Here is a 21751-nt window from a genome sequence, read left to right as displayed (position 1 = left end):
GTTGGGGATGCAAGCGCACGCCGTGTTCAGGCCGCGGTGTGGTTCAAGTGGCAGGCCGACCAATGGTCGGGCGCGACGCCCTCCAGCTGCGGCACTTCTTCGCGGCAGCGCGCCATGGCGTGAGGGCAGCGCGGGTGGAAGGTGCAGCCCGAGGGCGGCGTGAGCGGCGACGGTATTTCACCGATGATGGGCACGAATACACGCTTGCGGCGCTCAATATTGGGCACTTCGGCAATCAGCGCCTGGGTGTAGGGATGGTTGGCCCGGTCGAAAATGTCTTCGGTGGACGCGATCTCGACGATCTTGCCGAGATACATGATGGCCACCCGGTCAGAGATGTGGCGCACCACGCCCAGATCGTGGCTGATGAATAGATATGTCAGGCCATGCTGCGCGCGCAGGTCCATGAACAGGTTGATGACCTGCGCCTGGATCGATACATCGAGCGCCGCGACGGGTTCGTCGCACACCAGAAATTTGGGCGATACCATGAGCGCGCGCGCAATGCCCACGCGCTGGCGCTGGCCACCGGAAAGCTGGTGCGGCAGACGGTCGCGATACTCGGCGGCCAAGCCCACCTCGGCCAGTGCCTGGTCGATGCACACCGGAATGTCGGCCGCGGGCGCGAGCCGGTGCACATAAAGCGCCTCGCCCAGAATCTGGTGCAACCGCTGGCGCGGATTCAGCGAGGCTTGTGGGTCCTGGAACACCATCTGCACGCCTAGCGTGTAGGCCAGCTTGTCCTTGCGGTTCAGCTTCTCAACGGGCGTTCCCTGGTATAGCAGCTCGCCTTCGGTCTGGCGGTGCAGGCCAGCCACCACGCGGCCCAGCGTGGATTTTCCACAGCCCGATTCGCCCACCAGGCCGAGCACTTCCCCCGGCTGAATGGCCAGGCTGACGCCGTTGACGGCGTACACGGTGCGCGGCTCGGGCGCTTTACCGGCCAATTGCAAGGCGCGCTGGATCAGGTCCTGCTTTTTGATAAAGCGCTTGTGCACATTGCGCAGTTCGATGACGGGTGGCGTGAAATGGCTCATGCGGTGGGACTCAGTGCAACGAGGGGCGCAAAGCAGCGGTAGGTGCGCTGGTTTACCGTGGTGAGTTCGGGCTCGCTGGTGGCGCATTGCGCCAGAGCGTGGGTGCAGCGCGGCTGGAACGCGCAGCCGCTCGGACGGTTGCTGAGCGAGGGCGCCATGCCGCTGATCTGCCGCAGGCGTTGGCCCGGCTGGATGGCGCCGGGCAGCGAGTCGAGCAAGCCCCGGGTGTATGGGTGCGCGGGGGCATCTAGCACCTCGGAGACGGGGCCCGACTCCACGATCTTGCCCGCGTACATCACTGCCACCTGGTCGGCCAGTTCGGCGATCACGCCCAGGTCGTGGGTGATCCAGACCAGCGACGTACCATGCGTGCGGCAGATTTCCTGCATACGGAACAGGATCTGGCCCTGAATGGTCACATCAAGCGCAGTCGTGGGTTCGTCGCAGATGATCAGCTCGGGCTGGTTGAGCATGGCGATGGCAATCGCCACACGCTGGCGCATGCCGCCCGAAAACTCATGAGGATAGCTGCGCAGGCGTGTTTCGGGTGACGGAATGCCCACCATCTCCAGCGCCTCGCAGCAGCGCTTGAGCGCCTGGGCGCGTGGCACGCTGGCATGCGTCTGGATGGCTTCGAGCATCTGCTCCTCGATGCGCAGCACCGGATTGAGCGTCATCAGCGGGTCCTGAAAAATCATGGCGATGCGGTTGCCACGCAGTTGGCGCATCTGCTCTTCGTTTAGGTCGCGCAGGTTCTGGCCTTTAAAAAGTACCTCGCCGGCGATGACTTCACCAGGCGGATCGATCAGGCCAAAGATGGAAAAGCCGGTGACCGATTTTCCTGAGCCGGATTCGCCGACCAGGCCGACGATTTCTCCGGGCTGGATGGATAAATCCACGCCACTGACGGCAGGCCAGGCGCCTTCTTCGGCATGAAAGACGGTGTGCAGGCCACGCACTTCAAGCAAAGGTTGGGTGGTCATGAGTTCCTCGGGTCGAGCGCTGCGCGCAGGCGGTCGGCAATCACGTTGATCGTCAGGATAAGCAGTACTAATGCCAGGCCAGGGAACATGCTGATCCAATAATCGCCCGACAGCAGGTACTGAAAGCCGGTGGCAATCAACAGGCCCAGCGAGGGCTCGGTGATGGGCACTCCCACGCCAAGGAAAGAAAGCGTGGCTTCGAGCACGATGGCGTTGGCGACCTGGATGGTGGCGAATACCATCACGGGACCCATGCAGTTGGGTAGCAGGTGGCGCAGCATGATGCGCCATGCCGGGAAGCCCAGGTTTAGCGCCGCCTCGATGTATTCCTTGCGGCGCTCTTGCAGAGCGCGACTGCGCATGATTCGTGCGTAATGTGCCCATTGCACGACCACGATGGCGATCACCACCTTGTCCACGCCCCGACCCAGCATGGCCAGTAGTACCAGCGCCACAAGGATGGTGGGAAAGCCGAGTATGAAGTCAACCAGGCGCATCAACAGCGTGTCGATGAGGCCTCCGGCATATGCGGCCACCAGTCCTACCAAGCTGCCGATCATGGTGGCCAGCGCCACGGCGCTCAGGCCGACGGTCAGGCTGATGCGCAGCCCGTAAAGGATGGCACTGAGCATGTCGCGGCCCTGGCTGTCGGTACCCAGCCAGTAGCGAAAACCGTCCGGGCTGGCAGAGCCCGGCGGCAGTCGGCCGTCCATCAGGTCGAGCGCTGCCAGGTCATAGGGGTTTTGAGGCGCAAAAAAGGGCGCCAGCAGCACGATGGCCAGCAGCAACACAAGCGCAATCATCGAACCTTTCACGCTCGGGTGGCTGCGCAGCTGCTTGAGAATGACACGCCTGCGGGGCGTATCTGTCAGCGGTGCTGTCGTGGGGGCTGTCAGTGGCAGGTTGGCAGTGGATGGGTATTCTGGAATTTGCATATAACGCTTGTGTCCGCTCTTTATTCGGACACTTGAAGCTGCACACGCGGGTCAAGCGCGGCGTACAGCATGTCCACCAGCATGTTGATCATCACAAAAATGAAGGTCACCAGCATCACATAGGCCACCACCACCGGACGGTCCAGTTGGTAGATGCTGTCAATTAGCAGCTTGCCCATGCCGGGCCAGGCGAACACTGTTTCGGTAATGGTGGAATAGGCAATCAGTGATCCGAACTCCATACCGATCACGGTAATTACCGGGATGAGGATGTTGCGCAGAATATGCCGAGTGAGGATACGCCGGGGGCGGATGCCCTTGGCACGCGCAAACTTCACGTACTCTTGGGTCTTGGCATCCACCACGCCCGTGGCCGTCAGGCGCAGCACCAACGCGATGTTGGCCAGCGACAGGTTGACGGCAGGGAGTATCACGTGGGACCAGCCATCGGCAGTCAGAAGCGAAAGCGGCACGCCCAACACCGAGACCGTGTCACCCCGGCCGGCGGCCGGCAGCCATTGCAGCCACACGGCAAAGCACAGGATCAGCACCATTCCCTGCCAGAAGTTGGGCAGTGAGAATCCCAGCACCGAACCTGCCATTAGCCCGCGTCCCGTCGGTTTGTCGCTTTTCAGGCCGGCAATCAGCCCGAGTGGGATGCCGATGATGATGGTCAGCGAGATGGCAACAAACACCAACTCCAGCGTTGCCGGGATGCGCTGCACGATAAGTTCGATGGCGGGAATGCCGTGCACGAACGAAGTTCCCAGGTCGCCGTGCAGCGCGCGGGTGAGGAACCCTGTGTACTGCAGCCACACGGGCAGGTCCAGGCCCAGTCGCTGGATCATGGCCTGGCGGTCGGCTTCGCTCGCCTCGGCACTCACCAGCAGTTCGATGGGGTCACCAACGGCATACACGGCAAAGAAAACGACCAACGAGACGGCCAGCAAAACGAACAGGCTCTGTGCAAGCCTTCGCAAAATGAAGACGAGCACTTAGGCGTCCCCTTGAAAATAGATGAAACCCACGCCAACGCGGCGCTCTTGGTGAATCGCCTCGGCTCTGAACGGCGGGGTACTTGCAGTCATTGCAGTAAACATGGGTACAGATGCCAGCCAGAGGTGTCTCAGGAAAATCCAGGTTGCCAGTGCAAAAGGGGGTGCTATCAAGACACCCCGTTTTTGTTGTGTCACCAGGTCATTTCTTGATTTTTACGGACGTGGCCAGTGTGTACTGGTCGCGACGACCTTCGTAGGTCAGGCCCTTGCGGAAGGCCCAAATACTGCTTTCAAAGTGCAGCGGGATCAGCGGCACGTTATCCAGAGCGATCTGTGTGGCTTCTTCCAGGCCCTTCTTGCGCTTGGCGGCGTCAACCGTGTTGGCTGCAGGAAGGTACACCTTGTCGAACTCTGGGCTAGAGAACCCACCGTAGTTGCTGGTGCCCAGGCCCTTGGGCGAGTCGAGCGTGGCTACCCACAATTGAAACAGTGCTGACGCTTCGCCGCTTTCCGATGGCCAGCCGCCCATGGACAGGCTGAACTCACGCTTGGCACGCTTGGGAAAGTAGATCGAGGCCGTCATCGCATCCACATTGGTCTTAATGCCGATACGAGTTAAGTACTGCGCCACTGCCTGGGCAACCTGGCTGTCATTCACGTAACGGTCGTTGGTAGAGGACAGCGTCAGCTCAAAGCCATTGGGGTAACCGGCATCAGCCAGCAGCTTCTTGGCAGCCACGGGGTCGTACTTTATATCGGGTTCCTTAGGCAAAGCGCCGAACATGCCGCCTGGCATGTATTGGGAGGCGGGCGTAGCCACGCCGTCCATGATGCGCTGAACGATGGCCTTGCGGTCAATGGCCATGTTCATGGCCTGACGTACACGCAAGTCCTGCAATGGGTTCTTGTCGTCGGGGCTCTTCACGAACGGGCTGGGATTGCGACCGATATCGGGCTGCAAAAACACCAGGCGCGTTGAAGGTGTGGCCACAAAGCCGAACTTGTCGCTTTCCTTCACACGCGTCAGGTCGCGCGCGGCCGGGTTTTCGATCACGTCATAGTCGCCCGACAAAAGACCGGTGAGGCGCGGACCGGCGCTGGCCACGGGCACCATCTTCACGGTCTTCCAATGGGGTTTGGCGCCCCAGTAACCTTCATTGCGCTCAAGTTGGATGCCGGTCCCCTTTACATAAGACTTGAGCAGGAAAGGCCCAGTTCCAATCGCCATCTTGCCGGTGTTGAAGTCGGTGACCGTAGGCCATGGACCGGTGACGCCGCAGCCCGTCTTGGGGGCAAATTGCAGCTTGCCGTGCGGAACAATTCCGCTCCAAATAATCGGAAGATTGCGCGCCATTTCGGCAGGCATTAGCGGCAGCGGTTCGGATGTCTTGATGATGACGGTCAGATCGTCCGGCGTCTTCACCTCAGTGATACGCTTGGTCGTGTCCATGTACGACTGCGACACGTTGGTTTCGTTGTTGAGCGTGCGGCAGATGGTGAAGAGCACGTCTTTTGCGGTGAAGGGCGAGCCGTTGGAGAACTTCACCCCCGGGCGCAACTTGAACTCCCATGTCAGATCATCCAGATTCTTCCAGGACGTCGCCAGCGCGGGTACCAACTCCATGTTGGCATTGCGCCCCACCAGCGAGTTATAAACATGCGCCGAAAACGCATCGTTGGCCGTCATCTTGTGGTAATGCGGATCAGCCGCGGTCGGCTCTGCAGCCAAGGCAATGGTGAGTGACTGCGCCTGCGCTACACCTGCCAAACCAACCGACATTGCTACGCCGCCAGCTAAGGCGAATACGGTCTTTTGAATTCCCATAATCATTTCAGATTTCATTTTTAAAAAATATTAGATAAACGCCTCAGGCGCAGAATTAGTGGACTTGAGCCCTAGAACCAAGGCCCAGAGCCTGGCTCGATGGCATTGAACATAAACGACAATCTAAGCCGTGCTTGTTGTCGCCGATGCCAATTTGACTAGGTCAGGATGCGGCTTCCGCATGCCCGGCACGAAAAGGGAAAACAGTGCATTTTGGCTTGATTTATTTTCTAGTTGACTGAAATTCCCCAAATTAAAAGGTGCGTTTTTGATCGGTTTGGCGCCGTGGTGAGACCTTCAATTTTCGGTAAGTTGATCACGCAAAAAAAGTTTCTGTCGATCCGGGAATCCTTGCTGATGTCGCGGCCAGAAAATGGACGGAGTTGATTTGATCGCCAACTTCCCTCGCTGAGCAGGTGCCGCCGACCCAACATCGTGAGCTGGGGGTCAATGGGGAGAGGTCAGGTGAATAAGCTCATCCGGCGTGGGGTACTCACGCCTGCTCAGCGATGCTCTATCGCCCTTTATCAAAGCATTTCATCCCTTTTTGGCAGGCTGCCAGCAGCTGCCTGAAGCACCCAAGGCGTTGCCAAGACTGCGAGCAGGCGGATCAGCATAATTTCTTGCGGCTGCCACTTCGAGCGTATGCCCAACACGTTGAAGGTCGCGATGCAGCGGCCTTCGACCAGCAGCGGGACGTTGATGACCGAATGCAGTCCCAGCGATCCGATTAACGCATGGTCGTCGAATACTTCCGCCAAAATCGCGTCACCTTCGCCCACAAAGACCTCGCAGCGCCGCAGCAGCTGCCGCACCCAGGGAGTTATGGCCTTACGCTTGCGTCCGGCCACAGGATAGACCTCTGGCCTGGAGGACCACAGCCGCTCCAACTCTACCGCTTCGTTGCCGATGCGCTTTGGTGTGACGTTGAGGTTAACTGTGAGCAGTCCATCACCGAGCAGCCTTTGGCGCACCTGCTCAAGGATTCGCAGCGCCGCGTCCGGGCTGCAGGCGCGCGGCAAGTCGTCACATAGCGCCGCGCAGGCAGCAGCCGGCAGTTGCAAAGCCTCAGTCATTTTTGATACCGAGTTCGCGAATTATCTTATCGTAGCGGTCGGCATCGCGACGCAGCACGATCGCGAACTCCTGTGGAGTGCCTCGCACTATCTCGACGCCGATCGCATCCATGCGGGCGCGGATGTCCGGATTGGACAATGCCTTGTTGATCTCGGTGTTCAACTTGACCACCAGATCTTTGGGCATGCCGGCAGGCCCGAAGACGCCATACCAGACACCGAGTTCGTAGCCCGGCAGCGTTTCGCCCACGGTCGGCACATCAGTCAACAGGGCGGAGCGCTTTGCCTCGGTCACGCCCAGCAGGCGCAGCTTACCGGCCTTGACGTGCGGCAGGGTCTGCGTACCGGCGGAGAACAACAGCTGGGTCTGACCACCGACGGTGTCGAGCACGGCAGGCGCACCGCCCTTGTAGGGCACATGCAGCATCTCGATGCCTGCGGCCTTTTCGAAAAGCACTGCGCTCAGGTGATTGGTCGAGCCGGCACCGGCCGAGGCGTAGGCCAGCTTACCGGGGTTGGCCTTGGCGTAGGTGATCAGTTCCCTGACGTTTTTTACCGGCACCAACGGGTTGATCACCAGGGTGTTGACCACGTTGGCAATCTGTGCGATCGGCGTGAAGTCGTCCACACCCCGAAACGGCATGTTGGGCATCAGCGCCGGGTTCATCGCGTGGGTGCTCATGGATCCGACCAGCAGCGTGTAGCCGTCCGGCTTGGCCTTGGCAACGACGTTTGAGCCGATGTTGCCCGAGGCACCGGCGCGGTTGTCAACAATGACCGGCTGGCCAAGAGACTTGCTCAGCTGTTCGCTCAGTGACCGCGCCAGGATGTCGGTGGATCCTCCGGCAGCCCAGGGCACGATCAGTGTGATTGTGTTTTCAGGCCAGGCCGCGCTGGCTAGTTGGGCAAAGCCGTACAGCGCTGCAATAGTCAGGATTCGTCGAGTACGGGAAAACATGGCAATCACTCCTTCAGAAAATGGATGGAAATTCACTTACATGGCTTGGCTTCAACGACCCACGGCATAGCCCTGCATGCCACGCGGGTTGGCGGCCGCGCGCAGCACCAGCCGCCCCTGCGGGTCGCGGTCGCGGCTACAGGCTGACATACGGCCCTCAGACCAAGGGTCGCCGACCCGTACGTTATGACCTGCGGCGCGTAGTTCGTTGATCACTGCGGGTCCGAAGCGCGACTCAATCGACAGCCTGTTCAGGATGGTCTGTCTCGGCCAAAAGGAAGAGGGGAAATGGTCTACATGCCAGGCAGGCGCATCAATCGCTTCCTGCAGGTTCATGCCGTGCACCGCGTGGCGCAAAAAGAACGCGGAGGACCACTGGTCCTGCTGGTCTCCGCCGGGGGTGCCGAACACCATGTAGGGCTCACCGTCGCGCAACGCCAGCGAGGGCGAGAGTGTGGTGCAGGGCGGCACGCCCGGGGTGACGGTATTGGGCAGGCCATCGTCCAGCCAGGTCATCTGCAGCCGCGTGTTGATCGAAAAACCCAGCGCAGGAATCGCCGGACTTGACGATAGCCAGCCACCGGAAGGCGTGGCAGCGACCATGTTGCCGTGCCGGTCGATCACATCAATATGGCAAGTGTCGCCGACAAACAGCTCGCGCTCCAGCCACTCGGACACTGGCGGTAATGCCGCGAAGGTCGGCTCGCCGATGCCAAATCGGGTGTCGGCAGTGAGCAGGGTGCGGCGGCCAACATCGAGGTCCGGCAGGCGCGGCAGGTGGCCGCCGGGGGCGCCGGGCTGCAATTGCTGCGCGGCGCGCTCGCAGACACCCTGCCAGCGCTGCCGCAGGTAGTCGTCTGATAGCAGTGCCAACTGGTCAGCGCGCGAGGCACCGGGCGCGGCGCCGTACCAGGCCAGCCGGTCAGCCAGCGCCAGTTTGGCGGCCTCGGCGATGCGGTGCACAAACCCAGCGCTTTCCGGCGCGTGCTGCTCAAGTCCAGCGTGGCGCAACATGCCGACCTGCTGCAAAAATGCCGGCCCCTGGCTCCAGAAACCACACTTTGCCAAGGTGTATTGGCCAAAGTCCAGCGTCAGCGGCACCTCCACGGCCGGTGTCCAGCGTTCAAGGTCCTCGAAGCGCAATAGGCCGGCGTGTCGCTCACCTGTGCCGTCCTCAACTTTTTCGGTGCGGTAATAGTGATCAATCTCTTTTGCTACAAAGCCCTGGTACCAGGTCTGGATGGCGGCGTCTATCACTGCACTCCGTGTTTGTGCCAGGCCCTCGGCGGTGCGGATAATGCGTTCATAAGTCGCCGCGAGGGCAGGCAGGCGAAACAGCGCGCCCGGAGCCGGCACGTGTCCGCCGGGCAGCCAGACCTCAGCTGAAGAGATCCATTGTTGGCGGAACAGGTCCTGCACCGCCAAAATGGCCTGCACCGCGCGCGGGATTAACGGAAACCCGTCGCGTGCATAGGCCAGAGCTGGGGCCAGCACCTCGGCCAGCGACCAGGTTCCGTGATCGCGCAGCATGACCAGCCAAGCGGCAAAGGCCCCTGGCACGGTGGCAGGCAGCAGCCCGATCCCGGGCACCTGTTCCATACCAAGTCCGCGAAAAGCGGGGGCCGTCGCTGCCGCTGGAGCTGGCCCTTGACCGCAGATTGACAGCATGCGTCGCTCGCGCTCGCTCCACATCAGGATGGGGGCTTCGCCGCCCGGGCCGTTGAGGTGCGGCTCGACCACCTGCAGGACAAAGCCGCCGGCCACAGCGGCGTCGAAAGCGTTTCCGCCGCGTTCCAGCACCCCCATGGCAGTCTGCGAGGCCAGCCAATGGGTTGACGCGACAACCCCAAAGGTACCGGTGATTTCGGGTCGGGTAGTGAAAGAACTCATGCGTGTTTTGGTAATAAATTTAGTTCAGTTTAAAAGTAAGAAATAGAATTAGGTACATATTTTGTTATGGTTGCATACTTAAAATTCTATGCAATAGTTGCACTATGGTTTCCTCCTCCGATCCGCTTGCCCACCGTCTGGAAACCCGCCTCAAGATGCGGCATTACGCACTGCTGGTGGAACTGGACCGGCACCGCTCCATCACCCGCGTGGCCGAGCAGCTCGCCTTGACGCAGCCTACAGTCACGCGGGCGCTGGCTGATATCGAATATATTTTCATGACGCCCCTGTTCATTCGCCAGCGGCGCGGCCTGGAACCCACGCCCGCTGGCGTTGTCGTGTTGGAACGCGCTCGGCTGGCCATGGCGGACATCGCAACGCTGCAGCAAGAACTGCAGGTGGTTGGCGCCGGGCGTCAGGGTCGGCTGCGCATCGGCGTCATTCCCTATGTTTTGACGCAGGCACTGGACGCAGCTTGGACCCACCTCTTCGCTTTGCGGCCCCGGCTTGCCTTACTGGCGCATGAGGACACCACCCATAACCTTATTCAAGCAGTGCGAAGTCGAACGCTGGACTGTGCCATCTGCCGCTTCTCGCACGACAGCAACGACGGCGATCTGGTGCAGCAGCTGCTATACAAGCAGCAGGCCTGTCTGGTGGTGGCGCAATCCTGTGCCGGCCGGCTCGCGAAACAGGCCACGCTGAACATTGCCGAGCTTTCCGGGATGGACTGGATTTTCCCGCCACCCGACACGCCGATCCGGCAAGTGATCCACGGCATTTTTACGGCGGCCGGTCAGACAGTGCCAGTCCCTCTGCTTGAGGCCTACGCGCCGCACACCATTGCGTCGGCCCTGCAACAGTTGCCGCGCGGCATCACAGTGCTGCCGCACGACATTGCGCGAGCAGTGGCCAGCATCAGCGGCGCAAAGGTGTTGCAGCAGCCCCTGCACTGGAGCCTGCCGCCCGTCGGCTTGGCGTGGCTGCGCGATTCACCCAAAGCAGCTGTGATCGCCGCGCTGGCGGCTGCGGTGCGTCAGCCAGTTGTCGCCCCGAGCGATTTGACCAAGGCCGCCGAAAATCAGTGACCGCTCTGTAAATCACGAATATCCAGGGTATTGCAAGATGCCGGGCAGATGTCGCTGGTTAAATTGTCGTCGGCGACAACAGTTCGATGACCGGTTTAGATCGACCAGTTCAGAAACCTCTACAGCCGCAGTCAGTCTGAAGGAGACTGGCGGCAGGCTCAAGAAGAGGCGCCCCCCGTTATCTAGTTGCCACAGCAGCCAGATAAATTTTGGGCTGTAGTCGACTTGCCATTTTTATGCCTGACTCGGATCTATTGGGTCATGCCAACGCAATTACTTATCTTTGGCGCTATCTTTTTGTAAAGTTATTTTTTAAATGTTTGATATACGCGCTGCCGTCATTGCCAACGGTATGCACGGAAATGCACACAGGATGTTTGCAACTTCACTAAATTAAACGATGGCTGACGCTGTCGTCGACTTCAAATTTTGAAACACGGTTTAGATATCTCATCCCATGGATTTGATGGTATGGCTAGCATTTTGTTTAGTGTGCCAGCTCAAATTACCTTTTGGAAAGAACGCCTGTCCCTTGTTCTTCACTGTCCCTGGTGTGTTGGGGGGTGCGGCGGAAATCTTGGACTACTTGGAGGTAGTTCATTTATTCATACGAAGACCGCATTCGAGCCGTCAAGCTCTATATAAAACTCGGCAAACGCACTGGCACGACCATTCGCAAGCTGGGGTACCCGATCAAGAACGCTCTGAAGAGCTGGCATCAAGAGTATGAACAAGGCCGAGATTTGCCAGTGGGCTATGCGCGTTCGAAGCCGAAGTATTCAGACGAACAGAAGAAAGTGGCCGCCCAGCACTACCTAGACCATGATCGCTGCCTGGCTGGAACCCTGAAGGCTATGGGATACCCGTGCCGCGAAACGCTCGTAACCTGGGTCGATGAGTTGCATCCCGAAACGAGGAAACGCATTGTCGGCAAAGCGCGCAGCGCCCTCAAGCGCTAAAGCAGGCAGCCGTCATCGAGCTGTGCACCCGGCAGACAAGTGCGCAAGCCATTGCACATAAGCTGGCCATGAGCAGGGGCGTGCTGTACAAATGGAAAAACCAACTCATGGGTCTTGAGACTCCCGCATCCATGAAACCCAACAACGATTTACCGCCAGATCCTGAACGCTCGAGCTCGAGCGGCAAGTCCAATCGCTTCAACGCGGCATTCGGAAATTACAGCTTGAACACAACCATCCACTGAGGATGAAATAATTTCCTCCGTTATCCATAACTCAGCTTGGTTTAGCAAACGACCGCTACAGGGTTGATCCTTAGTGAAAATGATCGATAATTTCATTATCATTGATCAAATTGTAAATTTATAGTCATTTATATGACTGTGTTCCACACTAAAGATGAAATTTTCTACCGGTAACCCATCTATGGCGCAACGCATTGCGCGGGTCTTGCCCGAACTAAGCCGCTCCCATCGTCAGATGGCCGACTATGTGCTGGATCATCCACTCAAGGCAGCTACTATGCCGATCGATGAGCTGGCGGCCACAGTTGGCGTTTCGGTGGCGACTGCAAACCGCTTTGCACGAGCCTTGGAATTTGAGGGGTATTCCCAGTTCCGCGCAGCACTGGTGTTGGGTTTTGAGGCCACGCTGGCACCGGTCGAAAAGCTGCGCAGCCAACTCGAACACCCCACTACAGTGGCCGATGTGTTTGCCAACGCATTGCAAGAAAGCCAGCGTAATGTAGAAATGACACGACAAGCCCTTGATGCCAAGAGTTGTGAACAGGCGGTAGAGGTCATACTGAACGCGCAGCGCATTTATATCATTGGCTTTGGAGCCAGCAGCTGGTTGGGCGGGCTGCTGCAGCGCAATCTTGACCTCTACTGCAACAACGTTCAACTGCTGGCCAGCATAGAAAGCTCGTCCTACAGCGCACGTGTGCTGACGCGGCTGCGATCTTCAGACTTGCTGATAGCGATTGCCTTCCCGCGTTATTTTTCTGACACCATCTTGCTGGTTCGACGCGCCCGCGAAGCCGACGTACCGGTGCTGGCACTGACCGACCGTGTCACCTCACCGCTGGCGCCTCTGGCCAGCGTCGCGCTTTACGCACACACCGAAAGCCAGTACTTTGCCAACTCCGAAGCCACAGTGCTGGCCCTGATAGAAGCCTTGTGCAGTGCCGTCGCGTACCGCGCCAAGGACTCACTGAAGGCAGCAACTCAACTGGCCGAGTCGGTGTTGCCCTGGTTGCACGGCGACCATAACGAGCGGCTGCGCGCTACTTTGGATAACGCCACACCCCTACCCCGCAATGCACGGCAGTCCGAAACCCCTAAAAAACCACCAAAGGCTTCCCCGTGACATCGTCCAAACCTCTTCCCCTCATTGCCATTCACGGCGGTGCCGGCACCATGAGCCGGTGCGACATCAGCGCCGAGCAAGAAGCTGCTTACCATGTCGCACTGCAGGATGTTTTGCGGCAGGCTCAACAACTGCTGACTAACGGCGGCAGCGCCCTTGATGCGGTCAGCCTCGCGGTGGATATGCTGGAAGACTGCCCGCTCTTCAACGCGGGCCATGGCGCGGTTTTCACGCACGACGAAACCCATGAGCTGGACGCCTCCATCATGGATGGCGCCACACTGCGCGCCGGTGCGGTGGCTTGCGTTAGCCGCTTGCGCCGTCCCTTGCGCGCTGCTCGCGCCGTGATGGAGCACAGCGAACATGTGCTGTTGGTGGCAGAGGGTGCCGAAGCCTTTGCCTCATCCCTGGGGCTGGAGTTGGTGACACCCGATTACTTTTCGACCGAGGCACGCCGCGTGCAATTGCACCGCGCGTTGGCCAGCAACGCCACCGTGCTGGACCACGACGGCGCGGCGTTGGTGTTTCGCGCTGCGGCCGCCGGCAGCGCCCCGCTGGACGAAAACACCAAATTTGGTACTGTAGGCGCCGTTGCACTCGATGCGCAGGGCAATCTGGCCGCAGCCACCTCCACCGGCGGGATGACCAACAAGCGGCCAGGCCGGGTCGGCGACACGCCGCTGATCGGCGCCGGCACTTACGCGGACAACCGCACGGCAGCGATTTCCTGCACGGGCACCGGCGAAATGTTTATACGCACTGCCACCGCCTATGACATCTGCGCACGCATGGCCTACGCCGGGCAGTCACTGGACATGGCCGCTCAAGAGGTGGTCATGAACGTGCTGCCCACACTAAACGGTCGGGGCGGCCTGATTGCCGTTGATGCCCAAGGCAATCTGAGCCTGCCCTTCAATACCGAAGGCATGTACCGTGGCTGGGCGCGCGTCGGTGAGATCCTGCACACAGCCATCTTTCGCTGAGATCGCTGCGTACCAGCACGCTCTTTGCACATCACACACCTCTTTTCCTCTACAAAGCGCAGCGCAATGCATTCCAACAGGGCCGAAGCCTCTTCACCTAGCGTCTTGGACCTGCCGGAAAATCGGGTTGTTTCGGTCAACGACCTGTCGGTTCGCTTCAGTACCTCTGAACGCACCGTCGATGCGGTTCGCAATCTCTCCTTTCATGTCGATCGCCGCGAGGTGCTGGCCATCGTGGGCGAGTCCGGCTCCGGGAAATCAGTCACCTCTTTGGCGCTGATGCGTCTGGTTGAGCATGGTGGCGGCCGCATCATCAACGGCAGCATGGCATTTCGGCGTCGAAATGGTGAAGTGCTGGATCTGACGCAGGCGCGCGAGCAAGCTATGCGCGGCATTCGCGGCGCCGATATTGCAATGATTTTTCAGGAGCCCATGACATCGCTCAATCCGGTGTTCACCGCCGGCGACCAGATTGCCGAATCAATCCAGGTTCATCAAGGCAAGAGCGCCGCCGCTGCTCGCGCCGAGGCTTTGCGCATGCTCGAGTTGGTGCGTATTCCCGAAGCCCGCAACGTGTTGGACCGCTACCCGCACCAGCTCTCGGGCGGTATGCGACAACGGGTCATGATTGCCATGGCGCTGTCGTGCAAACCTTCACTGCTGATTGCCGATGAACCAACAACCGCGCTGGACGTGACCATCCAGGCACAAATCCTGCAGCTGATTCGCGAATTGCAAGAAGAAATGCATATGGGCGTGGTCTTCATCACCCACGACATGGGCGTGGTGGCCGAGGTGGCCGACCGGGTGCTGGTCATGTACCGCGGCAACAAGGTCGAAGAAGGCGGCGCTGAAGAAGTCTTTGCACGACCCAAACACCCCTACACCCGCGCCCTGCTGTCGGCCGTGCCGCGCCTGGGTGCCATGACTGGCCAGGATCTGCCGCTCAAATTCGAGTTGCTGCGCCGCGAAGATGACACTGCTGCGCGCGAGCCTGTGCAGCCACAGGACACCGTGAAGCAGGACAGCGCACCCATCTTGCAGGTGAAAGACCTGGTGACGCGCTTTGACATCCGCAGCGGCCTGTTCAGCCGCGTGACCCGCCGAGTGCACGCGGTAGAAAAGATCAGCTTCGACTTGCGACCCGGCGAGACGCTGGGACTGGTGGGCGAATCGGGCTGCGGCAAGTCCACCACCGGTCGTTCGCTGCTGCGCCTGGTTGAAAGCCAAAGCGGTGTCATCGAGTTTGGCGGCCAAAACATCCGCGAGATGCCGACCAGCACACTGCAAAGCCTGCGCCGTAACATCCAGTTCATTTTTCAGGATCCGTTTGCCTCGCTGGACCCGCGTCTTACCGTCGGCTTTTCCATCATGGAGCCACTGCTGGTGCACAAGATAGCCAAAGGCAAGGAGGCACAAGCGCGGGTGGACTGGCTGCTCGAAAAAGTCGGCCTGCCCGCTGAGTCCGCCCAACGTTATCCGCACGAATTCTCGGGCGGTCAGCGCCAGCGGATCGCCATTGCGCGTGCGCTGGCGCTCAACCCCAAGGTGGTGATTGCGGACGAATCGGTATCGGCACTGGACGTGACGATTCAGGCCCAGATCGTCAACCTGATGATGGACTTGCAGCGCGATCTGGGCATTGCGTTTTTATTCATCTCGCACGACATGGCTGTGGTCGAACGCATCAGTCACCGGGTGGCGGTGATGTACTTGGGCCAGATCGTTGAAATCGGCCCACGCCGCGCTATTTTCGAAAATCCGCAACATCCTTACACCCGCATGCTGATGGCTGCTGTTCCAGTGGCCGATCCAACCCGGCGCCATCTCAAGCACGAACTGTTGACCGGTGATATTCCAAGCCCGATACGCGCGGCGGGTGACGAACCAGTGGTGCCACCGCTTGTTGAAGTGAGTCCTGGCCATTTCGTGGCGCAGCACCGCATCGCCGGTGTGTATTGAGCTTCTGGCCGGGTACAACACCAGGCTGTTTCTCTTAGTTCTTGTGTCTGCTGTTTAACCTGAATCAGGAGTTTTTGATGACAAAACGTGAAAAATCATATCGCCATCGCGCGATTGCCGGCAGCGTGGTTGCCGTGCTGACGCTGGCCGCTGCAGGCTCTGCACTGGCGGCCAAAGACGCTGTGCTGGCCATCGGTGGCCAGCCCGAAACACTAGACCCGTACAACACCAACACGACGCTCACCACGGCGGTCACCAAATCCTTTTATCAGGGTCTGTATGAGTTTGACAAGGATCTGAAAATTCAGCCCGTGCTGGCTGAGAGCTTCACTGTGTCCAAGGACGGCTTGGTCTACACCTTCAAGCTGCGAGCAGGTGTGAAGTTCCATGATGGCACCGACTTCAATGCCGAAGCTGTCAAGGTCACACTGGACCGCGTGACCAATCTGGACAACAAACTTGCCCGCATCAACCAGTTCAACCGGATTGACAAAGTTGAAGTCGAGTCGCCGCTGAGCGTTCGCATCACGCTCAAAGAGCCATTCGCGCCCTTCCTCAATTCATTGGCGCACGCCTCGGCAGCCATGATTTCGCCGGCTGCGCTGAAAAAGTACGGCAATAAAGACATCGCTTTTAACCCTGTCGGCACTGGCCCCTTCACCTTCGTCGAGTGGAAGCAGACGGATTACGTCAAAGGCAAAAAGTTTGACGGCTACTGGAAAAAGGGTTATCCCAAGGTGGACACCATCACCTGGAAACCGGTGCTGGAAAACAGCACGCGCGCGGCCATGCTGCAAACCGGCGAGGCCGACTTTGCCTTCCCACTGCCTTACGAACAGGCTGACGCCTTGAAGAAAAATTCGAATCTCAACCTGGTCGCGAGTCCGTCCATCGTCACGCGCTACATCAGCTTCAACATGCTCCAAAAGCCATTTGACAACTTAAAGGTGCGTCAGGCGATCAATTACGCTATTAACAAGGAAGCGTTGGTCAAAGTTGCCTTTAATGGCTATGCATTCCCAGCGGAGGGCGTCGTGCCACAAGGGGTGAAGTACGCCCACAAGATGGCCCCGTGGCCGTATGATCCGAAGAAGTCGCGCGAACTGCTGAAAGAAGCAGGCTATGCCAACGGCTTTGAGTCCGTTTTATGGGGTGCCTACACCACCACGACCACACAAAAGACCTTGCAGTTTGTGCAGCAGCAGCTGGCGCAAGTCGGTATCAAAATCACCGTGCTGGCACTTGAGCCGGGCCAGCGAACTGATTGGGTTCAGGCCGCACCAGATGCTAAAACCGCGAAAGTGCGCATGTACTACGCCGGCTGGTCAGCATCGACCGGTGAGGCCGACTGGGCGCTGCGCCCACTGCTGGCCACGGAAGCCTGGCCACCCAAGCTGAACAATACGGCTTACTACAGCAATGAAAAAGTCGACGCCGACATCGCCAAAGCATTGACATCGGTGGACGAGGCCGAAAAAACCAAGCTTTATCGCGATGCCCAGGAGCAAATCATGAAGGACGCGCCCTGGGCGCCCCTGGTGACCGAGCAATTGCTGTACGCCACAGCCAAGCGCCTGAAGGGCGTCTATGCGATGCCCGACGCCAGCATCTATTCTGAGGAAATCGAGATCAAGTAAGCCTCTTTTGGCTGGTCCTTGAGGCGCCTGCCGTTTTGCGTGCGTTAGCCGTGGCTAGCGCACGTTGCTGATTTTTTTTGCGATACTTTTTTCATGCTGAACTATTTTCTGAAACGGCTGATGGGCCTCACGCCGACGCTGCTGATTGTGGCGATCCTGGTGTTTTTGTTCGTGCACATGCTGCCTGGCGACCCGGCGCGCATGGCGGCTGGTCAGGATGCGGATCAAGCCACCGTCGAGCTGGTTCGCCAGGAACTCGGCCTGGATAGACCCTTGCCCGAGCAGTTCGTCACCTATTTCAAGCGTGTGGCACAAGGCGACCTGGGCACCTCGCTGCGGACACGCCGGCCGGTGTCCACTGAAATCGCCGAGCGCTTCATGCCGACTCTGCTGCTGACACTGACCAGCATGGTCTGGGCGGTTATTTTTGGCATGGCGGTTGGCATCAGCTCGGCCGTGTTTCGCAATCAGTGGCCTGATCGCCTGGGCATGACGATTGCCGTGTCCGGCATTTCATTTCCGGCCTTTGCACTTGGCATGCTGCTGATGCAGGTGTTTTCGGTAAAACTGGGATGGTTTCCTACGGTAGGCGCTGACACTTGGAAGCACTACGTGTTGCCCTCGATCACGCTGGGGGCCGCCGTGGCGGCAGTGATGGCACGCTTTACCCGGGCATCGTTTGTCGAAGTGATTCAGGAAGACTTTGTGCGCACAGCCCGCGCCAAGGGACTTAAAGAGCGCACGGTAATTTTCAAGCACTGCTTGCGCAATGCGCTGATCCCAGTCGTCACCATGATGGGCTTGCAGTTCGGCTTTTTGCTCGGCGGCTCCATTGTCGTCGAGGCGGTGTTTAACTGGCCTGGCTTGGGCCGTTTGCTTGTCGACGCAGTGACCATGCGTGACTATCCGGTGATTCAGGCCTTGGTGCTGCTGTTCTCCCTCGAATTTATTTTGATCAACTTGGTTGTCGATGTGCTGTATGGCTATATCAACCCCACCATTCGCTACAAGTGAGTCGGCCATGACGCAGTCTTCTTCCACCGCCCTCATCGCACCCAATGCGACCACACCGCAAAGTGCGCCAGTGCGCACGCCCTGGAGCGAGTTCTGGCGCAAGTTTAAAAAGCAGCATGTGGCCGTCGTGGCGCTGGTATTTGTCGCAGTCCTCGTGCTGGTGGCCATCCTGGCACCCTGGATTTCGCCCTACGACGCAGAGAACTTTTTCGACTACGACAAGCTCAACGACACCCCTTCCTGGCAGCATTGGCTGGGCGTTGACCCGCTAGGCCGCGACATCTTCAGCCGGATTCTGGTCGGCTCTCGCATTTCGTTGGCAGCCGGCTTTTCGTCGGTGGCGATTGGCGGACTGATTGGCACGGCGCTGGGCTTGATGGCTGGCTATTATGAAGGCTGGTGGGACCGCATCGTGATGCGCATCTCTGACGTGCTGTTCGCCTTTCCGGGCATCTTGCTGGCGTTGGGCGTGGTTGCCATTCTGGGCAGCAGCATGGTCAACGTGGTGATTGCTGTGGCGGTGTTCAGCGTGCCGGCCTTTGCCCGACTGGTGCGCGGTAACACGCTGGTGCTCAAGCAGATGACGTATATCGAGGCGGTGCGCAGCATTGGTGCGTCGGATTGGACGATCATCACACGCCACATTCTGCCCGGCACGATCTCGTCCATCGTCGTTTATTTCACGATGCGGTTGGGCACGTCCATCATCACGGCAGCCAGCCTGTCATTCCTGGGCATGGGGGCACAGCCGCCCACACCCGAATGGGGCGCCATGCTCAACGAGGCCCGCGCCGACATGGTCAACGCGCCGCACGTGGCACTGTTTCCCAGCTTGGCGATTTTTCTGACCGTACTGGCCTTCAACCTGTTGGGCGATGGCTTGCGCGATGCGTTGGATCCGAAAATTGACCGGCTTTAAAAAGCAGACTGCAGCATGATGCCTCGCCCTTTATTGCCCCAGGTCGGCAGCCTTCAGCCCGGCGTTCGCAATGCCATCACCGATGTGGCTGGCGTGACCGTCGGCCATCACACGCTCGATGAAAACGAGGTTCAAACCGGGGTAACGGTCGTGCGCCCACACGGTGGCGATCTGTTCCGTGACCGCGTGCCAGCCGCCGCTGTGGTAATCAACGGTTTCGGCAAAAGTATTGGGCTGGTGCAAGTCGAAGAACTCGGTGTGCTGGAAACGCCGATTGCGCTGACCAATACCTTTTCAGTCGCTGCTGTCGCTACGGCGCAGATCCGCCAGTGCATTGCGGCCAACCCTGAAACTGGTCGCGCCCTGAGCACAGTGAACCCCCTGGTGTTCGAGTGCAACGATGGCTATCTCAACGACATTCAACGCATGGCTGTCACCGAACGGCACTACCTGCAGGCCTGCGAGCAATCGGGTGCAGTGGTCGAGGAAGGCTCGGTCGGCGCAGGCCGCGGCATGTCAAGCTTTGGCCTCAAAGGCGGCGTGGGTACGGCCTCGCGGCGGGTGCCAGCACACAGTGGTGGTCAGCACACAGTGGGCGCACTGGTATTGGCCAACTTTGGCCGCCTCCCCCAGTTGATTTTGGCGGGTCACGCCTTGGGCGAGCGGTTGGCCCGTCTGGTGGACGGCAAACGTGAGGCAGTGCCGGCAGAGCCTGAGAAAGGCTCCATCATTTTGCTGATTGCCACCGACGCCCCGCTGGACGCACGCCAGCTGCGCCGCCTGGCCCTGCGCGCTGGCGCGGGTCTGGCGCGAACCGGCTCCGTGTTTGGTCATGGCAGCGGCGACATTGCGCTGGCGTTTTCGACCGCCTACACGGTGCCCCTGCACGCCGACCAGCCCATGCCAGCGCTGGCCATGCTGCACGACGGACTGATAGATGGGTTGTTTCAGGCAGTTGTTGACAGCACCGAGCAAGCCATATTGCATGCGCTCTGGTGCGCCCGTGCGGTGACCGGCCGCAACGGCCATGCGCGCCAAGGGCTTGCGGAGCTGCTGCCCGGTGGCTTCGCGCCCTGATACCGCCCCTTCGTTCACCTACTATTTGGAGACGGCCCCATGAAAGTTTTGATTTCTACCGACATCGAAGGCGTTGCCGGTGTGTTTCACCATGAACAGGTGCGCGCTGGCAATCCCGAATATGAACGCGCCCGACGGCTGATGACCCATGAGGCCAATGCCGCGATTGCCGGTGCCTTCGACGCCGGTGCCACCAAAGTGCTGGTCAACGATTCGCATGGCGGCTTTCGCAACATGCCGCCCGACTTGCTCGATCCACGCGCCCAAGCCGTCATGGGCAAGCCGCGTTACCTCAGCATGATGGCCGGCGTTGACGATGGCGTAGATGCTGTCTGTATGGTTGGCTACCACTCACGGGCGAAAGGCCGGGGCATTCTGGCGCACACCATCAACAGCTTTGCCTTCAGCCGAGTCTATTTCAACGAGCGCGAACTGGGCGAGGCGGGCATTTATGGGGCGCTCGCTGGCGAGTATGGCGTGCCGGTGGTAATGGCCAGCGGCGACGATGTTTTCATCGAGGAACACCGGCCGTTGTTCCCGCATGCGACTTTTGTGCAGACCAAGCGCGCCACTGGCCAGACCAGCGGCATCAGTCTGTCGCCAAGCGAATCCTGCAAGGCCATACGGGCCGGGGCTGCTGCAGGCGTAACGGCCACCATGGCTCAGCAGGCCGCAAGCTTCGTGCTCTCAGGCACGATCAGTGTGCGCATCGAGACCCAAAGCCCAGCGCTGGCTGATCTGTTTTGCCAGTGGCCCAGCCTGGTACGCCTCAAGAGTGACCAGATCAGGTTCGAGGCCCCAACTGTGGAAGCTGGCGTGCGCATGATTAACTGCCTGTCAGCGATGTCGACGATGTTGCGTTAATGGTTCTATCGCATTGAGCGTCAATACCTCTTGCAGGCCTATGTTGAGTACCAAAAAATGCGCTTTCCAATTGACGTCATTTTGGTATGTCTCCATGGACACGAGGCCTATTTGTTGACCTGTCGCCATTTCGAAAAGATGATGCAGGAGCACAGCCTGATGCTCAGAGCGCTCTTGG

17 protein-coding genes and 1 pseudogene are annotated in these 21751 nt (G+C 59.4%); 10 read left to right on the top strand and 8 right to left on the bottom strand.

All coding sequences use genetic code 11. The features are described from left to right. Window positions 1-26 precede the first annotated feature (26 nt). The 8 genes from IWX87_RS17465 to IWX87_RS17430 all read right to left on the bottom strand — a co-directional run bounded on the left by IWX87_RS17465 (window position 27) and on the right by IWX87_RS17430 (window position 9702). Window positions 27-1037 (bottom strand): ABC transporter ATP-binding protein, encoded by a 1011-nt coding sequence (locus tag IWX87_RS17465; protein WP_196864791.1) that lies wholly within the window; start codon window positions 1035-1037, stop codon window positions 27-29. Continuing rightward, window positions 1034-2020, bottom strand: a complete 987-nt coding sequence (locus IWX87_RS17460) for an ABC transporter ATP-binding protein (protein WP_196864790.1) — start codon at window positions 2018-2020, stop codon at window positions 1034-1036. Before IWX87_RS17460 ends, IWX87_RS17465 begins: the two co-directional genes overlap by 4 nt. Beyond that, window positions 2017-2955 carry an ABC transporter permease gene (locus IWX87_RS17455; RefSeq protein WP_196864789.1) on the bottom strand — a complete coding sequence of 313 codons (939 nt, stop codon included), beginning with the start codon at window positions 2953-2955 and terminating at the stop codon, window positions 2017-2019. Before IWX87_RS17455 ends, IWX87_RS17460 begins: the two co-directional genes overlap by 4 nt. A 20-nt stretch (window positions 2956-2975) precedes the next feature. After that, a complete protein-coding gene (locus IWX87_RS17450) occupies window positions 2976-3950 on the bottom strand; it encodes an ABC transporter permease (RefSeq protein WP_196864788.1) in 975 nt (324 codons plus the stop codon). A 202-nt stretch (window positions 3951-4152) separates the two neighbouring features. Beyond that, window positions 4153-5733 (bottom strand): ABC transporter substrate-binding protein, encoded by a 1581-nt coding sequence (locus IWX87_RS17445; protein ID WP_370583951.1) that lies wholly within the window; start codon window positions 5731-5733, stop codon window positions 4153-4155. Window positions 5734-6305: 572 nt separating this feature from the next. Next, a complete protein-coding gene (locus IWX87_RS17440; RefSeq protein WP_196864787.1) occupies window positions 6306-6854 on the bottom strand; it encodes a GAF domain-containing protein in 549 nt (182 codons plus the stop codon). After that, window positions 6847-7812 carry a tripartite tricarboxylate transporter substrate binding protein gene (locus IWX87_RS17435; protein WP_196864786.1) on the bottom strand — a complete coding sequence of 322 codons (966 nt, stop codon included), beginning with the start codon at window positions 7810-7812 and terminating at the stop codon, window positions 6847-6849. Before IWX87_RS17435 ends, IWX87_RS17440 begins: the two co-directional genes overlap by 8 nt. Before the next feature lie 51 nt (window positions 7813-7863). Then, window positions 7864-9702 carry a gamma-glutamyltransferase family protein gene (locus IWX87_RS17430; RefSeq protein WP_196864785.1) on the bottom strand — a complete coding sequence of 613 codons (1839 nt, stop codon included), beginning with the start codon at window positions 9700-9702 and terminating at the stop codon, window positions 7864-7866. Between the two features lie 104 nt (window positions 9703-9806). Between IWX87_RS17430 and IWX87_RS17425 the strand changes: the two genes are divergently transcribed. The 10 genes and pseudogenes from IWX87_RS17425 to IWX87_RS17385 all read left to right on the top strand — a co-directional run bounded on the left by IWX87_RS17425 (window position 9807) and on the right by IWX87_RS17385 (window position 21573). Then, the gene (locus IWX87_RS17425) at window positions 9807-10790 is read left to right on the top strand and encodes a LysR family transcriptional regulator (RefSeq protein ID WP_196864784.1); all 984 of its coding nucleotides are present in this window, start codon (window positions 9807-9809) and stop codon (window positions 10788-10790) included. Between the two features lie 599 nt (window positions 10791-11389). Then, window positions 11390-11984 (top strand): annotated as a pseudogene (locus IWX87_RS19780) (IS3 family transposase); the annotation flags it as partial. Between the two features lie 191 nt (window positions 11985-12175). Beyond that, on the top strand, window positions 12176-13117 hold the full coding sequence (locus tag IWX87_RS17420) for a MurR/RpiR family transcriptional regulator (RefSeq protein WP_231374888.1): 942 nt from the start codon (window positions 12176-12178) through the stop codon (window positions 13115-13117). A 50-nt stretch (window positions 13118-13167) separates the two neighbouring features. Continuing rightward, on the top strand, window positions 13168-14100 hold the full coding sequence (locus IWX87_RS17415) for an isoaspartyl peptidase/L-asparaginase family protein (RefSeq protein ID WP_231374892.1): 933 nt from the start codon (window positions 13168-13170) through the stop codon (window positions 14098-14100). A gap of 66 nt (window positions 14101-14166) precedes the next feature. After that, window positions 14167-16062: a dipeptide ABC transporter ATP-binding protein gene (locus tag IWX87_RS17410; RefSeq protein ID WP_196864781.1), complete on the top strand. Its 1896-nt coding sequence runs from the start codon at window positions 14167-14169 to the stop codon at window positions 16060-16062. A gap of 77 nt (window positions 16063-16139) precedes the next feature. Beyond that, entirely contained in the window at window positions 16140-17699 is a 1560-nt protein-coding gene (gsiB, locus tag IWX87_RS17405; protein ID WP_196864780.1) for a glutathione ABC transporter substrate-binding protein GsiB, read from the top strand. 93 nt (window positions 17700-17792) lie between these two features. Then, complete coding sequence (gsiC, locus tag IWX87_RS17400; protein WP_196864779.1) at window positions 17793-18713, top strand: glutathione ABC transporter permease GsiC; 921 nt, start codon at window positions 17793-17795, stop codon at window positions 18711-18713. Window positions 18714-18720: 7 nt separating this feature from the next. After that, the gene (gsiD, locus tag IWX87_RS17395) at window positions 18721-19632 is read left to right on the top strand and encodes a glutathione ABC transporter permease GsiD (RefSeq protein WP_196864778.1); all 912 of its coding nucleotides are present in this window, start codon (window positions 18721-18723) and stop codon (window positions 19630-19632) included. An 18-nt stretch (window positions 19633-19650) separates the two neighbouring features. Beyond that, window positions 19651-20709, top strand: coding sequence for a P1 family peptidase (locus tag IWX87_RS17390; protein WP_196864803.1), 1059 nt, complete (start codon window positions 19651-19653; stop codon window positions 20707-20709). 39 nt (window positions 20710-20748) lie between these two features. Beyond that, complete coding sequence (locus IWX87_RS17385) at window positions 20749-21573, top strand: M55 family metallopeptidase (protein ID WP_196864777.1); 825 nt, start codon at window positions 20749-20751, stop codon at window positions 21571-21573. The last annotated feature ends 178 nt before the right edge of the window (window positions 21574-21751 follow it).

Source organism: Polaromonas sp. CG_9.7 (genome assembly GCF_015752205.1).
Lineage (GTDB): Bacteria > Pseudomonadota > Gammaproteobacteria > Burkholderiales > Burkholderiaceae_C > Polaromonas.
Note: the sequence above shows the minus strand (reverse complement) of the source record. Positions and strands in the feature narration are given on the sequence as shown.